At 61.2% G+C, this 14502-nt stretch carries 11 protein-coding genes and 1 pseudogene; 8 read left to right on the forward strand and 4 right to left on the reverse strand.

Annotated features, from left to right (window positions below; genetic code table 11):
• The first annotated feature begins 53 nt into the window (after nt 1-53).
• The 8 genes and pseudogenes from AC1D06_RS20065 (at nt 54) to AC1D06_RS20100 (ending at nt 10216) form a co-directional block, all read left to right on the forward strand.
• Nucleotides 54-884 (forward strand): ATP-grasp domain-containing protein, encoded by an 831-nt coding sequence (locus AC1D06_RS20065; RefSeq protein ID WP_477987612.1) that lies wholly within the window; start codon nt 54-56, stop codon nt 882-884.
• A 169-nt stretch (nt 885-1053) separates the two neighbouring features.
• Entirely contained in the window at nt 1054-2226 is a 1173-nt protein-coding gene (locus AC1D06_RS20070) for a serine hydrolase domain-containing protein (protein WP_477987613.1), read from the forward strand.
• Nucleotides 2227-2448: 222 nt separating this feature from the next.
• The gene (locus AC1D06_RS20075) at nt 2449-2703 is read left to right on the forward strand and encodes a hypothetical protein (protein WP_477881471.1); all 255 of its coding nucleotides are present in this window, start codon (nt 2449-2451) and stop codon (nt 2701-2703) included.
• A 108-nt stretch (nt 2704-2811) separates the two neighbouring features.
• A complete protein-coding gene (locus AC1D06_RS20080) occupies nt 2812-4299 on the forward strand; it encodes a S10 family peptidase (protein ID WP_477987614.1) in 1488 nt (495 codons plus the stop codon).
• A 215-nt stretch (nt 4300-4514) separates the two neighbouring features.
• On the forward strand, nt 4515-5693 hold the full coding sequence (locus AC1D06_RS20085) for an efflux RND transporter periplasmic adaptor subunit (RefSeq protein WP_477987615.1): 1179 nt from the start codon (nt 4515-4517) through the stop codon (nt 5691-5693).
• Nucleotides 5694-5707: 14 nt separating this feature from the next.
• Nucleotides 5708-8833 (forward strand): annotated as a pseudogene (locus tag AC1D06_RS20090) (multidrug efflux RND transporter permease subunit); the annotation flags it as partial.
• 236 nt (nt 8834-9069) lie between these two features.
• Complete coding sequence (locus AC1D06_RS20095; protein WP_477987616.1) at nt 9070-9687, forward strand: TetR family transcriptional regulator; 618 nt, start codon at nt 9070-9072, stop codon at nt 9685-9687.
• A 28-nt stretch (nt 9688-9715) separates the two neighbouring features.
• A complete protein-coding gene (locus AC1D06_RS20100; RefSeq protein ID WP_477987617.1) occupies nt 9716-10216 on the forward strand; it encodes a hypothetical protein in 501 nt (166 codons plus the stop codon).
• 10 nt (nt 10217-10226) lie between these two features.
• Here the strand turns inward: AC1D06_RS20100 and AC1D06_RS20105 are convergent, their stop codons facing one another.
• From AC1D06_RS20105 to AC1D06_RS20120, 4 genes are all read right to left on the reverse strand, one after another.
• Nucleotides 10227-10661 (reverse strand): GNAT family N-acetyltransferase, encoded by a 435-nt coding sequence (locus AC1D06_RS20105; RefSeq protein WP_477987618.1) that lies wholly within the window; start codon nt 10659-10661, stop codon nt 10227-10229.
• A 4-nt stretch (nt 10662-10665) separates the two neighbouring features.
• On the reverse strand, nt 10666-11703 hold the full coding sequence (tdh, locus tag AC1D06_RS20110) for an L-threonine 3-dehydrogenase (RefSeq protein WP_477987619.1): 1038 nt from the start codon (nt 11701-11703) through the stop codon (nt 10666-10668).
• A gap of 250 nt (nt 11704-11953) precedes the next feature.
• Complete coding sequence (locus AC1D06_RS20115) at nt 11954-13141, reverse strand: glycine C-acetyltransferase (RefSeq protein WP_477987620.1); 1188 nt, start codon at nt 13139-13141, stop codon at nt 11954-11956.
• Nucleotides 13142-13261: 120 nt separating this feature from the next.
• The gene (locus AC1D06_RS20120; RefSeq protein WP_477987621.1) at nt 13262-14494 is read right to left on the reverse strand and encodes an NAD(P)/FAD-dependent oxidoreductase; all 1233 of its coding nucleotides are present in this window, start codon (nt 14492-14494) and stop codon (nt 13262-13264) included.
• Nucleotides 14495-14502 lie beyond the last annotated feature (8 nt).

Genomic DNA, 14502 nt, shown 5'->3' on the forward strand with positions numbered 1-14502 from the left:
CCAAGGTGCGGGCACACGCTCGCATCGCTCCCCTCGCAGGCATATCGACTCCGATGGCAACCACCCAGTGGCTTCTCCAAAGCAATCACCCCAATCTCTCCTCCATCCGGGAGATTCAGTCGATTCTGCGCGATCACGGGAACGACATGCATATGGCGGCTCTCAAAGGGCATAGTACGGAGATTCCCGAAATAGGTGCCCTGGACATCACCCGTCCCGTCATCTGTTACGGGCCTTCATTCGTTCCGCGTGCCTTGGGATATCCGGAGCTTTCGCCAGGTATCTTCTTCGATCCAGCCACATTCCGCTGGTCAGCCTTCCACAAAGGCTGGGGCGATTTGATGGTAAGCGCCAATGGCGTGGTCATTCGGCTCGCGGAAGCAATCTCACAAATAGGCTTCAAAAGCATGTTCGTTCGCCCGGACGAAGACAGCAAGGCATTCAACGGCGGCATCTTCGATAAGAACTCATTGAAGGCCGTCATCGATCCAGCCATCAAGAAGGCGTACATCGACCAGGATACCCTGATTGTCATCGCCGAGCCGGTACAGATCGACGCGGAGTGGCGCACGTTCATCGTCAATGGACAGGTTGTTGCCGCCTCTTCGTATCGCAAGGACAGTATTGGAAACGTGGACCTCCACGTGCCTCATCACGTGATCGACCTCGCCTTCGAAGCGGCCGAACTGTGGAGTCCCGCCCCGGTGTTCTGTCTCGATATCGCCCTGACCGGACAGCGCTATGGGATAGTGGAAGCCAACTGCTTCAATGCATCAAGGTTCTACGGCGCGGATGCAAGCGCGATCCTGAAGTCTGTCTCTTCGTTGGTAGATGAAACATATGCGCGGGCCAGCGTGAACCAGCCCAATCGGACTTTGACCTGACCGACGCGATCGTCCGCGGGTATGTGGGCGGACATTTGGAAGGTGGCGATCCCTGTACGATTCGAAACTGCGACCACCTGCTTAAAAGGTAGGTGCTCTTACCCCTGGACGATTTTCGCCAAATAGCCTCAACTGCGCCGACAGAATCGAACGGCAAGGATGGCAGGCAATGGATAGTTGGGCTTCGGTTCCCCAGGGACGCAGCGCAGACCTCGGCAATTGGCGCACCGCACCCCACAACAAATGGGGCTTTCACAACGTCAACCGGATATTGACCACCGACATCATCGACCGGCGCACTGACGCCTTCGCAGCGCTGGGATCGGCGCCTCGCGCGCTCGGCGACATCCGGTTCACTGCACCCGGCGGCAATGAGATGACGGTGTCGGAATGCCTGAAGCAATCGGACACCGACGGCTTCCTGGTGCTGAAGAACAATCAGATCCTGCACGAGCAATATGAAACCGGCATAGAGCCTTCCTCGCGGCACGTGATGTTTTCGGTCAGCAAATCGATCCTCGGCGCGCTGTTCGGCATTCTCAAGCATAAAGGCCTGGTCGATACGGCGGCGCTTGCGACAGACTATGTGCCGGAACTCAAGGGCTCCGCCTATGATGGCGCCACCGTCCAGCACATCCTCGACATGCAGGTGGCCGTCGAATTCACCGAGGACTACAATGCCAAGAATGGCGATGTCGATCGCTATCGCCGCGCCACCGGCTGGGACCCCGCGATGCCGGACGAGGGCGAGGTCGCAACGCGAAAAATGCTGACCGAATTCAGGAGCGATGGCAGCCGCCACGGCGAGAAATTCCACTATGTCTCGCCCAATACCGACGCAGCCGGCTGGATCGCCGAGCGCGCCACCGGCCTGCGCTACGCCGAAGCCTTGTCGAAATATCTCTGGCAGCCGATGGGCGCCGAATTCCCAGCCTATATCACTGTCGACAAATTCGGCGCCGTGCGCGCCGCCGGCGGCATCTGCGCCTGCCTACGCGACATTGCCCGCTTCGGCACCCTGATGACACGCCGGCCGCTGACGGAAGGCGTGCTGCCGCAGGCTTTCGTCGACGATGTCTTCGACAATGGCGATGCTGGCGCCTGGGCGCGCGGCGCTTCCGCCGCTTTCATTTCCGGCGGCCGTTATCGCAACAAGTGGTACATCAAGCCGGGCGGCCGCAGGGTGGCGCTGGCAATCGGCATCCATGGCCAATGGATCCATGTCGACCATGACAGGAATATCGCCATCGCCAAGCAGTCGTCGCAGCCACTTGCCGACCAGCCGGCGACCGAGGCGATGCTGATGGCGTGTTTCGATGCGATTGCCGAGGCGATCGGATGAGCGTAATAGAAGCTCCTGCCGGCGACGAGTAATCGCCAAAGCGTCCCAGACCCTTTCGATCCGTGAGCCGGAGACACCCGCCGCCTGACTTAACGCGACGTCTGCCTGCGGAAAGCTTGACGGCGTATCGTACTTTCGACTCCGCGGAGACGCTCAAAAGGCCTCGATACCCGCCACTTCTTTTGGTTCTATCGACACGCGGCTCGCGCAAGGGGAATTGCAATGGGCTTGAGGTTCATTCTGGGCGTTTCCTGGGCGCTTCCGCTGGCACTGCTCGGGTGGATTTTCGTACACGAATATGGCCTGCCAACCGCGCCGGTGATTGAGACCAATACGAAAATGCGGGTCAAGATGTGCCACGAGCATGTTGCCACCGCGAAGGCCGACCCTAACGATGCGGTCGCGCGGCAGGCGATCGAGGAATGCGTGATGGCCGGCTATATTACCCACGCGGACGCCAGGATCACGCTCGATTGAGGCGCATCGGATGGCTCCGATAGAGACCATCAATTTATTTTGACTGTCCCCTACCACTGGTTAAGCCTAGATCACATCTAGCCCGAAGAGACCGGAAGGATGGACATCATGTTGTTTCGCCGCACCGTCGCGATCATTTTTGCGCTCATGACCGCTGTCGCCATACCGGCAACAGCGGCGGAGCGCGCATCCGCCAGCACGAACGAGAGCCAGGGCATCCTCGGCCTGCTGCCGGCCGATTCCGCGACGCAACATGTCCTGAAGACGCCGGCCGGCGACCTGCCCTACACTGCCACGGCCGGCACGCTCAGCCTTTATGGCCAGGACGGCAAAATCAGCGCCAAGATCTTTTACACTGCCTATGTCGCTAAGGACGGCGGCGCAAAACGACCGTTGACATTTGCCTTCAACGGCGGGCCGGGCGCCGCCTCGGCCTATCTCAATCTCGGCCTGGTCGGCCCGCGCATTCTTGAATTCGGGCCTGATAACAATGACGGCTCGGCGCCGATATTAAAGGACAATCCCGAAAGCTGGCTGGGCTTCACCGATCTCGTACTCATCGATCCCGTCGGCACCGGCTGGAGCCGCGCCGCCGGCAATGACGGCAATGGTTTCTGGAACGTCAGGGCGGACGCCGAGGCGATGGCCAAGGTGATCACCCTCTATGTCCAGCACAACAAACGGCTCGGCTCGGCGAAATACCTGCTCGGCGAAAGCTATGGCGGCTTCCGTGCTGCCAAAGTCGCCACGGCGCTCAAGGAAAACCAGGGCATCGTCGTCTCCGGCATCGTCATGCTGTCGCCGCTGATCGACAGCCAGTTCATCTTCGGCGGCAACGATTCCCCGCTGGTGGCAGCCATGCAGCTGCCGTCGCTTGCCGCTGCCGAGCTCGAACGCAAAAAGGCCTTTTCACCCGATGCCGTCGCCAAGGCGGCGACATTCGCCATGACCGACTATCTCGTGACGATGGCCGGCCCTCCGCCTGCCGGCGCGACGGCGGATGCCTTCTACAGCCGGCTCTCGACGATGACGGGAATTCCAAAGGACGAAGTCACGCGCACACGCGGATTCCTGAGCAACATCTACAAGAAGAATGTCCAGCCCGGCCGGATCGCAAGCCCTTATGACGCGAGCTATACCGTGCCTGATCCCTATCCTGAACTCAGCTATGACGGCAGCGACGATCCCATCCTCGACGGCTTCACCCGCGCCTATGGCGCTGCCTTCTCCGCCTATGCGCGTAACGAACTCGGTTACGTTTGCGACGTTACCTACAATCTGCTGGAAGAAGACGTGGCCAAGCACTGGGACTGGAATGGCAATCGCGCCACCGCGGACGCCACGGACGATGTCAGGGAATTGCTCTCGACCATGCCCAGCTTCCGGCTGATGATCGCGCATGGCTATAGCGATGCGCTGACGCCTTTCGGCGCCAGCCGCTACATCCTCAACCACCTGCCGCCCGCTCTGGCCGAACACCGCACGGCGCTGAAACTCTATCGCGGCGGCCACATGTTCTACACGCATCCGGATTCGCGACGTGCCATGGCGGCGGATGCGCGGAAATTTTACGCCGGCGAGATGGGAACCGAGTGACGCGGACCGAAATCTGTTGATCGTTGCCGAGGCCGCTACGAAACGCAGCGGCCTTTTTCATCGGCCCCGGAGCCGGCCTAAGCTTTTCTTTTGTCAATTTATTTCGCGCCGCTTCATTGATTCACAAGCCCACCTCAATTAACATTCACGGATGTCTGTAAATGCGGAGCCGCTTGTGCGGTCGCGCATTGCGTGGGGTTCGGGGCAGTCCATTCATGAAAACCAGTCGTTTCGCATCGCTTCTCGTCATATCCGTTGGGGTCCTCTTGGCCGGCTGCGATGAAAAGAAGTCCCAGAACCCGGGGGGCTTCACCTTCCCGCCATCCGCCGTCTCGGTCATCACCACCAAGGCAGAACCGCTGCCGATCACCAATGAACTGCCGGGGCGGATCGCGCCGACGCGCATTTCCGAGGTCCGGCCGCGGGTCTCCGGCATCGTCGTCAAGCGCGTGTTCGAACAGGGCTCGGTCGTCAAGCAGGGTGACCTGCTCTACCAGATCGATCCAGAACCGTTCAAAGTCCAGGTGCAGAGCGCCGAGGCGACGCTTGCCCGCGCCAAGGCCTCGCAATTGCAAGCCCGCCAGAACGCCGACCGTCAGCAGGAGCTGAAGAAGTCCAACGTCACCTCGACCCAGCAGGTCGAAGATGCGATCGCCGCGCTCACGATCGCCGATGCTGACGTTGCCTCTGCCGAAGCCGGCCTCTCCAGTGCCAAGCTGAACCTGCGATATGCCAGCGTCACCGCCCCGATCAGCGGCCGCATCGGCCGCGCGTTGATCACCGAAGGCGCGCTGGTGGCAAACGGCAACGACAATCTCGCCACCATCCAGCAGCTCGACCMGATATACGCCGACTTCACCCAGCCCGCTGCCGACCTGATCCGGCTGCGCAAGGCGCTGGAAAAGGGCGGCATTATATCGCCTTCGGGCGACGCACCGGTGCAATTGGTCCTCGACGACGGCAGTGTCTATGAACATGGCGGCAAGCTGTTGTTCTCCGAGACAACGGTCGATCCGACCACCGGCCAGGTGACATTGCGCGGTGAATTTCCCAATCCGAAAGGAGACCTGCTGCCGGGCATGTACGTCCGCGTCCGCATCGAGCAGGGCATAGAGAAGAACGCCATTGCCGTGCCGCAGCAAGCGGTGCAGCGCGATTCGGCCGGCGCGTCGCTCGTCTATCTCGTCGACGCGAAAAATACCGCGCAGATGCGCAAGGTGGTCACCGGCCGGGTCATCGACAATCGTTGGGTGATCTCTGAAGGTCTCAAGCCGGGCGACAAAGTGATCGTCGAGGGCTTCCAAAAGATCCGGCCGGGAGCGCCGGTCAATCCGGCCGAATGGAACGCCGCAGCCGCCAAGCCTGCCGCCGAACAAACCGCAGACACGAAGTGATCGAGGCCTGACCGATGCCGAGTTTTTTCATCGATCGTCCGATCTTCGCCTGGGTCGTGGCCATTTTCATCGTCTTGGCCGGCATCATCTCGCTGCCGTTGCTGCCGGTGTCGCAATATCCGCAAGTGGCGCCGCCGCAGATCTCCATCAACGCCTCCTATCCCGGCGCCTCGCCGGAGGAGATCTACAACAGCGTCACGCATGTGATCGAGGATGAGCTCAACGGCATTACCGGGCTGATGTATTTCGAATCCACCTCGGATTCGAGCGGTTATATCACCATCAGTGCAACCTTCGAGCCCGGCACCAGCCCGGCCCAGGCGGCCGTTGACGTGCAGAACCGTGTCCGCCGCGTCGAGCCCCGTCTGCCGCAGATCGTCACCCAGACCGGCGTCCAGGTGGAAGAAGCCGGCCAGGGCTTCCTCTTGGTCGTCGCACTCACCTCCACGGACGGCTCGCTCGATGCGACCGGCCTCGGCGACTACATGACGCGGAATATCAACAGCGAGATCAGCCGCGTTCCCGGCGTCGGCCGCACCCAGATGTTCACTACCCAGCGTGCCATGCGCATCTGGCTCGATCCGGGCAAGATGGTCGGCCTGAACCTGACCTCAGGCGACGTCGTCAGCGCCATCCAGTCGCAGAACGCCCAGATCGCCGCCGGCACCATCGGCTCGACGCCCAATCCGCTGACGCAGCAGATTCACGCAACCGTGCTGGTCAAAGGCCAGTTGAAGACGCCGGAGGAATTCGGCTCGATCATCCTGCGCGCCAATGCCGACGGTTCCACCGTGCGGCTGCGCGATGTCGCCCGCGTCGAACTTGGCGCCGAGAATTACGACTTCTCCGCCCGTATCAACGGCCAGGCCTCCGCCGCCCTTGCCGTGCAGCTTGCCCCCACTGCCAACGCCATGGCGACATCCGAGGCGGTCAGGGCGAAGTTGGAGGAACTGTCGCGCTACTTTCCGGCAGGTGTCAAATACAGCATCCCCTATGACAGCAGCCCGTTCGTCAGGATCTCGATCGAGAAGGTCGTCCACACGCTGATCGAAGCCGTGGCGCTGGTCTTCGTCGTGATGTTCATCTTCCTGCAGTCGATCCGCTATACGCTGATTCCGACCGTTGTCGTGCCCATTGCGCTACTCGGCACCTGCGCGGTGATGCTGGCACTCGGCTATTCGATCAATGTGCTGACCATGTTCGGCATGGTGCTGGCGATCGGCATTCTGGTCGACGATGCGATCATCGTCGTCGAGAATGTCGAACGCATCATGTCCGAGGAGGGGCTGACGCCGAAGGAAGCCACCCGCAAGGCGATGCGGCAGATCACCTCTGCGGTCATCGGCATCACCCTGGTCCTGTCCTCGGTCTTCGTTCCCATGGCCTTCTTCCCCGGCGTGGTGGGCGTCATCTATCGCCAGTTTGCTGTGACCATGGTCGTGTCGATCCTGTTCTCCGCCTTCCTGGCGCTGTCGCTGACACCGTCGCTCTGCGGCACCATCCTCAAGCAGGTGGCGAAAGGCCATCACCACACCAAGCGCGGCCCATTCGGCTGGTTCAACCGCGGCTTCGATGCAAGCTCGCGCGGCTATAGCCGCTTCGTCGGCATGCTGATCCGCCGCGCAGGCCGCTTCATGATCATCTATGTCGCATTGCTCGGCGGGCTCGGCTACCTTTTCATGCAGCTCTCCTCTTCTTTCCTGCCTGATGAGGACCAGGGCTACATCATCGCCATGGTCCAGGCACCGACGGAAGCGACAGTGAACCGCACGAACGGCATCCTCAGTCAGGTCGAAGGCATTTTCAGCAAGGAAAAGGCCGTCGACCGCATCGTTGCCGTGCAGGGCTTCAGCTTCTTCGGCATCGGTCAGAATGCCGGCCTAGCCTTCATCACGCTGAAGGACTGGTCTGAGCGTGATCCGAACAGTTCCGCTGCAGCGATCGCCGGCCGCGCCAACATGATGTTGTTCGGCCTCAAGGACGCGATCAGCTTCGCATTGTCGCCGCCCTCGATCCAGGGCCTCGGCACGACCAACGGCTTTGCCTTCCGTCTGCAGGACCGCAACGGTCTCGGCCACGAGGCGCTTGCCGCAGCGCGAGACCGGCTATTGGGCCTCGCCCAGACAAGCCCCGTCCTCGCCAGCCTGCGCGAAGAGGGCATGCCCGATGTAGCCCAGGTCGACCTGATCATCGACCGCGAAAAAGCCAACACATTCGGCGTCTCCTTCGCCGACATCAACGCCACCATCGCCACCAATCTTGGGTCCAACTATGTCAACGACTTCCCCAATGCCGGCCGCCTGCAGCGCGTGACCGTGCAGGCGGATGCAGCCAAGCGCATGCAGACGGCCGATCTGCTCAATCTCTATGTCCGCAATGCCAATGGCGGCATGGTGCCGATCTCGGCGTTCGCCACGGTGAAGTGGTCCATGGGACCGACGCAGGTCGTGGGCTATGACGGCTATCCCTCGGTGCGCCTCTCCGGCGAAACCAAGCCCGGCTATTCCTCCGGCGACGCGATCAAGGAAATGGAGCGGTTGGCGACACAGCTGCCCACCGGTTTCGGCTTCGAATGGACCGGCCAGTCGCGCGAGGAAATCCTCTCCGGCACGCAGGCACCGCTGCTCATGGCGCTCTCCTGCCTGATGGTCTTCCTCTGCCTCGCCGCGCTCTATGAAAGCTGGGCCATCCCCGTCTCGGTGATGATGGTCGTGCCGCTCGGCGTCATCGGCGCCGTAGCCGCAGTGACATTGCGCGGCATGCCTAACGACGTCTATTTCAAGGTCGGCCTGATCGCCATCATCGGCCTGTCGGCCAAGAACGCCATCCTGATCATCGAATTTGCCAAGGACCTGCACAATGAGGGCATGTCGCTGATCGACGCGACCATGCAGGCAGCGCATTTGCGCTTCCGGCCGATCCTGATGACATCCTTCGCCTTTGCATTGGGCGTCCTGCCGCTTGCCATCGCCACCGGCGCATCGGCCGGCAGCCAGCAGGCGATCGGCACCGGCGTGCTCGGCGGCATGATCTCGGCGACGGTGCTCGCCATCTTCTTCGTGCCGATCTTCTTCGTCTTCATCGCCCGGATGTTCGTGCGTAAGAACGATGCCGACCGAGGCGGCACGCCGCCGGCGGAACCGGCAGACGATCAGCCGAAGGATGATGGGCCTAAGGACAGCGGACCAACGGATGGCGCGCCCAAGGCTGACGAACCGAAGACTGACGAACCGAAGGCGGGCAAACCGAAGGCCGAAGGTCCAAAGGACGATAAGCCACCGATGTCGATAACGCCCGCTCTCGATGCTGAGCCCAAACCGGCGACGTGAGGCGTCATTGGCCGGCTTGAACGACCGCATGCTGGTTGGGAGAGGCGATGCGTAGGACCAAAGCGGAAGCGGAAGAAACCCGGCAGCGCATCATCGGCGCTGCCGAGCAGGTCTTTTACGACAAAGGCGTGTTTGAAACCACGCTGGAAGACGTGGCGCGTGCCGCCGGTGTCACCCGTGGCGCAATCTATTGGCATTTCGCCAACAAGACGGAACTACTGCTGGCGCTGCACGACGCCGTGCCCCTGCCCCAGGAGGATATGGTGGCGGAGCAGTTGCAGGCCGATCCCCCAGATCCTCTGACGCTGATGCTCCAGGCAAGCGTGGATTGGCTCTCCGCCATTTCCCGCGACGAGCGGCGGCAGCGAATCTATACGATCCTCTTTCGTTGTGACCACAGCCAGGACATGGCGGGCCTGCTCGAAAAACAGCGCGAAATGGACGTCGAAAGCTGTCTCTCCGTCTGCTCCGCCTTTGAAAAGGCGAGAGACAAGGGACAGCTGTCAGCCGGCTGGACGCCGGATGCGGCGTCACGCTGTTTCATCTGGATGATGAAGGGGCTTTACATCGACTGGCTGCGCTTCGGGATGCAGTTCGATCTCGCAGCCGAGGGGGAAAAGTGCCTGTCGCAACTCTTCGAGAGCTTCAGAAGAAAGGCGCAGTGACGCGCCTCATGCGGCCACGTTATTCGCAGTGTCCGATTACGGTACAGGCGTCGGCCGACCGGGTGCTGAGTTCGAATGCCGAGGCGCCGAAGGTCATCGCGACCATAACGAACAGCAAACAAAAAATGGCCTTCACGGTAGTCTTCCTTACTTACAAGATATTAACGGCGAACACGCCGAAGCAGTTGATGTTGTTGCGGTAATCGTCGACAAGCATGTCGAGAATGTGACGATGGACAGCAGCGCTACGGCAAACAATCTGGTCATGGTTAAGCATTGGTTTCCGTCATTCGATGACGGTGCTCTTACCAAGGCCAAGCACTCTTCGCTGTTCCCAGTGTTACATAGGAAAGCGGAGCCTTCCCCTGCAACGCGGCCCATGCAGGGCTGCTATTCCAAAAGCGCTTGGCATGGCCTCGAAGCCATCCAACCGGCCAACGAATCTGAAAGAGAGTTTGCTTCGCGCGGCCATCGCCGCGTGTGCACAGCAATAGCACCGACATATTTCGTGAAGCTTAATTACATGTGAAAAAGCTGATTTATCGCGGCGGCAGGCGTTTGCGAAGAAAGGTCTGGCCGACCGCATCGCCAATGCCCTCCAACTGCCCGAAGACCGTGTAGCCGAGCTTCTCGTAAAAACCCGGCGCCTGAAAATCGAACGTGTTGACCCAGAGGCCAACCATGCCGCGCTCGCGGGCGATTGCCTCGGCTTCGATCATCAATTTCTCACCCAGCCTCAATCCGCGCAATTGCGGCGGCACGTAGAGATAGGTGATGAATGCCCAGCCGAAATCATCCATGGCCCAAAGGCCGCCGATGACCTCGCGCGTTGCCGGGTCACGCAGGAACACCGCAAAATCGGAATGCTCCTGTCGGCCCGTCTTGCGGGAATTGTCGGCATCCAGCAGCGCGAGGATCAGGTCGCGGGATTCGGGGGCCGGATTGTCCGCGACCGGTTCGACGATGACATCCAATGGCTCACACCCAGTCCATCACCACTTTGCCGGAATTGCCGGAGCGCATGGCCTCGAAACCGTCGCGGAATTCGTCGATCGGAATGCGATGGGTGATGATCGTACTGACATCCAGCCCGCCCTGCACGAAGGCGATCATCTTGTACCAGGTCTCGAACATTTCCCGTCCATAGATGCCCTTCAGGGTGAGCATCTTGAAGATCACCTTGTTCCAGTCGATGCCGAACCCTTCCGGAGCGATACCGAGGATGGCGATCTTGCCGCCATTGTTCATCGTCTCGATCATCGAGCGGAAGGCGGGCGGCGCGCCAGACATTTCGAGACCGACGTCAAACCCTTCCTTCATGCCGATCGTCTTCATCACGTCGGCCAGGTTTTCCTTCGAGGCGTCGACGACATGGTCGATGCCGCATGTCTTGGCGAGTTCGAGACGGATCGGGTTGATGTCGGTGATCACCACTTTGCGCGCACCGGCACGCTTGGCGACCATCGCTCCCATGATGCCGATCGGGCCGGCACCCGTGACCAGCACATCCTCGCCGACAAGATCGAAGGACAGCGCCGTGTGAACAGCATTGCCGAACGGATCGAAGATCGCAGCGACTTCGTCCGGCACGTCGTCGGGAATGGAGACAACATTATGCTCGGGAATGCAGACGAATTCGCCGAACGAACCCGGCCGGTTGACGCCGACGCCGAGCGTGTTGTGGCAGAGATGGCCGCGGCCGGCGCGGCAATTGCGGCATTTGCCGCAGACGATATGCCCCTCGCCCGACACACGCTCGCCGACACGGTATTTGGTGACGGCGGAACCGATCTCGGCGATCTCGCCGACGAATTCATGGCCGGTGACCATCGGCACGGGAATGGTCTTCTGCGCCCACTGGTCCCAATTCCAGATATGCACATCGGTGCCGCAGATCGCCGATTTCTTCACTTTGATCAGCACATCGTTCGGCCCCGGCTCCGGCACCGGCACATGTTCCATCCACAGCCCCATCTCGGGCTTCGCCTTCACCAGCGCACGCATCATGTTGGACATTGAAGATTTTCCTGTGTGAATTCTCTAACTTGCTTCTCGGGAGCACAGTGCGTGGCCCCCCCTCTGTCCTGCCGGACATCTCCCCCTCAAGGGGGGGGAGATTTGCCAGAGGCACACGCCTGCCTCAAATCATAATCGAGTGTTGGGCAACTGATGCGATTTTGGGGGCAATGTCGGCGCCCCATCCAATCTCCCCCCTCGAGGGGGAGATGCCCGGCAGGGCAGAGGGGGGTAGCCCAGCATGCGACCCTCAAATCACCCCCAACTCCCTGCCCACCTCGGCAAACACCGCAATCGCCTTCTCCACATCACTCCGCTGATGCGCCGCCGACATCTGCGTCCTGATCCGCGCCTGCCCCTTCGGCACCACCGGGAAGGAGAAGCCGATCACATAGACACCCTTTTCCAGCATCCGAGCCGCCATTTCCTGCGCCAGCGCCGCATCGCCGAGCATCACCGGGATGATCGCATGCCCCTCGCCGGCCAGCGTGAAGCCGAGTCTGGTCATCTCGCTGCGGAAAAGCGCCGCATTGTCATATAGGCGCCAGCGCAGGTCATCGCCATGTTCGATCAGGTCGAACACTTTCAGCGATGCCGCCGCGATCACCGGCGCCAGCGTGTTGGAGAACAAATATGGCCGCGACCGCTGTCGCAGCCAGTCCACCACTTCGCGCTTGGCCGATGTATAGCCACCCGACGCCCCGCCCAGCGCCTTGCCGAGCGTGCCGGTGATGATGTCGATCCGGCCCTCGACCCCGCAATGCTCGGCCGAACCGCGCCCATGCCGGCCGACGAAGCCGACCGCATGGCTGTCGTCGACCATGACCATCGCGCCATATCTTTCCGCCAGATCGCAGACGCCGGCGAGGTTGGCGATGATGCCATCCATCGAGAACACGCCATCGGTAGCAATCAGCTTGAAGCGGCTGCCCTCGGCCTTCTTCAGCTCTTCTTCCAGCGCCTTCATGTCATTGTTGGCATAGCGGAACCGCTTGGCCTTGGAGAGCCTGACGCCATCGATGATCGAGGCATGGTTCAGCGCATCGGAAATGATCGCATCGTCCTCGCCCAGCAGCGTCTCGAACAGACCGCCATTGGCGTCGAAGCAGGAGGAATAGAGGATCGTGTCTTCCATGCCGAGGAAGGATGAAATCCTGGCCTCCAGCGCCTTGTGTTCCTCCTGTGTGCCGCAGATGAAACGCACCGAGGCCATGCCATAGCCATACCGGTCAAGCGCCTTCTTCGCCGTCTCGGCCAGTTCCTCGTTGTCGGCGAGGCCGAGATAGTTGTTGGCGCAGAAATTCAGCACATGGGCGCCGGATGCGACTGTGATTTCACCCGCCTGTTTCGAGGTGATGACCCGCTCGGATTTATAGAGCCCGGCCGATTTCAGGCCATCGAGTTCGTTGCGCAGATGCTGGAGAAAGACGTCGGTCATCGTGGTGTCTCGCGGCAATTTGAATTGCCTGCGGTATAGCAGAACCAATGCCTTCGCGCAGCAAAAGCGACGCCGGAATATTGACGTTGACAGGATAGCAGATTGCCTGACCGTGCGGCGTTAATAACGTTCCGGTCGGAACGGCGCCATGTCGATGCCGGGCGCCTCGCCGTCCATTATCCGGGCAAGCACCTCGGCCGATGCCGGCCCGAGCGTAAACCCCTGATGGCCATGGCCGAAATTCAACCACAGGCCCTTTTCGCGCTGCGACGGGCCGATCACCGGCAACATGTCGGGCGTGCACGGCCGCGTGCCCTGCCACGGCGTGCTTTCGACGCGCGGGCCGAGATCGTAGAGATCCTGGGCCAGCCGCTCGGCGCGCTCGAGCTGGCGATAGTTCGGCGGCACACCCTGTCGGGCAAGATGCGCACCGGTGGTGACTCGCGTGCCCGCGACCATGGGGATCATGAGGTAGCCGTTTTCGACATCCATGACCGGTGCCTGCAAAGGCTGCGGCGAACGATGATGAATATGATAGCCGCGCTTCAGCACCATCGAAAACCGATAGCCGAATTGCCGGAGAGCCGGCGACGACCAAGGCCCGAGGCAGGAAACGACAGCCTCGGCCTCGACCGCACCGTTTTCGCTGTGGACCGACCAGCCCGCTCCCTTTCGCGCCAGCGTATCGGCATCGCCATGGACAAACCGGCCACCCAGCCGCTCGAACAAGTCAGCATAGGCGGCAACGAGGCCTCCCGGACTGCTGACGGTCCACGGTTCAAGCCAATGCAGGCCGCCGACGCCGCAATTGCGCAAAGCCGGCTCGGCCGTCGCCATCTCGGCAGCCGACAGTGCCCGGAAGCTGACGCCATACGTCTTCGATTTGCGCTCAGCCTCGCTCAGAGCCTTGCCACGCCCGGACGTGGTTCGGAAAAGAATACGAAAACCGTTGCGGCGGACGAGATCGCCGGCACCRGAACGCTCGATCAGCGGCCCATGTGTCGCGGTCGATTGGGCAATCAGGCTGGCCCAGGCCTGCGACAGAGCCCGGTGCCGCCCGGTTTGCGAATACCACCAATATCGGAGAAGCGGCCCGACATGGAACGGCAGCTCACGGAAGGAGTAGACAACGTCGTTGCTGCGGCCGGTGGCGATGTTGAAGAGGTCGCCGATGCCGCGCGGCAGCGAATAAGGCTCGACGGCTTCGCGCTGAATGATGCCGGAATTGCCGTAGCTCGTTTCCTGCCCCGGCGCCTTGCGGTCGACGAGCACGACATCCCAGCCGCGGTCCTTGAGCGCGATGGCAGTCGACACGCCGACCATGCCCGCACCCAGAACGATGACACTGCGCATTCAAAACC

This window comes from Rhizobium sp. P2_G2 (assembly GCF_056403555.1).

Coding starts and splice junctions, on each gene's coding strand:
- AC1D06_RS20080 (WP_477987614.1), top strand. CDS start 2,812: ATGTTGTTTCGCCGCACCGTCGCGATCATTTTTGCGCTCATGACCGCT.
- AC1D06_RS20095 (WP_477987616.1), top strand. CDS start 9,070: ATGCGTAGGACCAAAGCGGAAGCGGAAGAAACCCGGCAGCGCATCATC.
- AC1D06_RS20115 (WP_477987620.1), bottom strand. CDS start 13,141: ATGACCGACGTCTTTCTCCAGCATCTGCGCAACGAACTCGATGGCCTG.
- tdh (WP_477987619.1), bottom strand. CDS start 11,703: ATGTCCAACATGATGCGTGCGCTGGTGAAGGCGAAGCCCGAGATGGGG.
- AC1D06_RS20075 (WP_477881471.1), top strand. CDS start 2,449: ATGGGCTTGAGGTTCATTCTGGGCGTTTCCTGGGCGCTTCCGCTGGCA.
- AC1D06_RS20065 (WP_477987612.1), top strand. CDS start 54: ATGGCAACCACCCAGTGGCTTCTCCAAAGCAATCACCCCAATCTCTCC.
- AC1D06_RS20070 (WP_477987613.1), top strand. CDS start 1,054: ATGGATAGTTGGGCTTCGGTTCCCCAGGGACGCAGCGCAGACCTCGGC.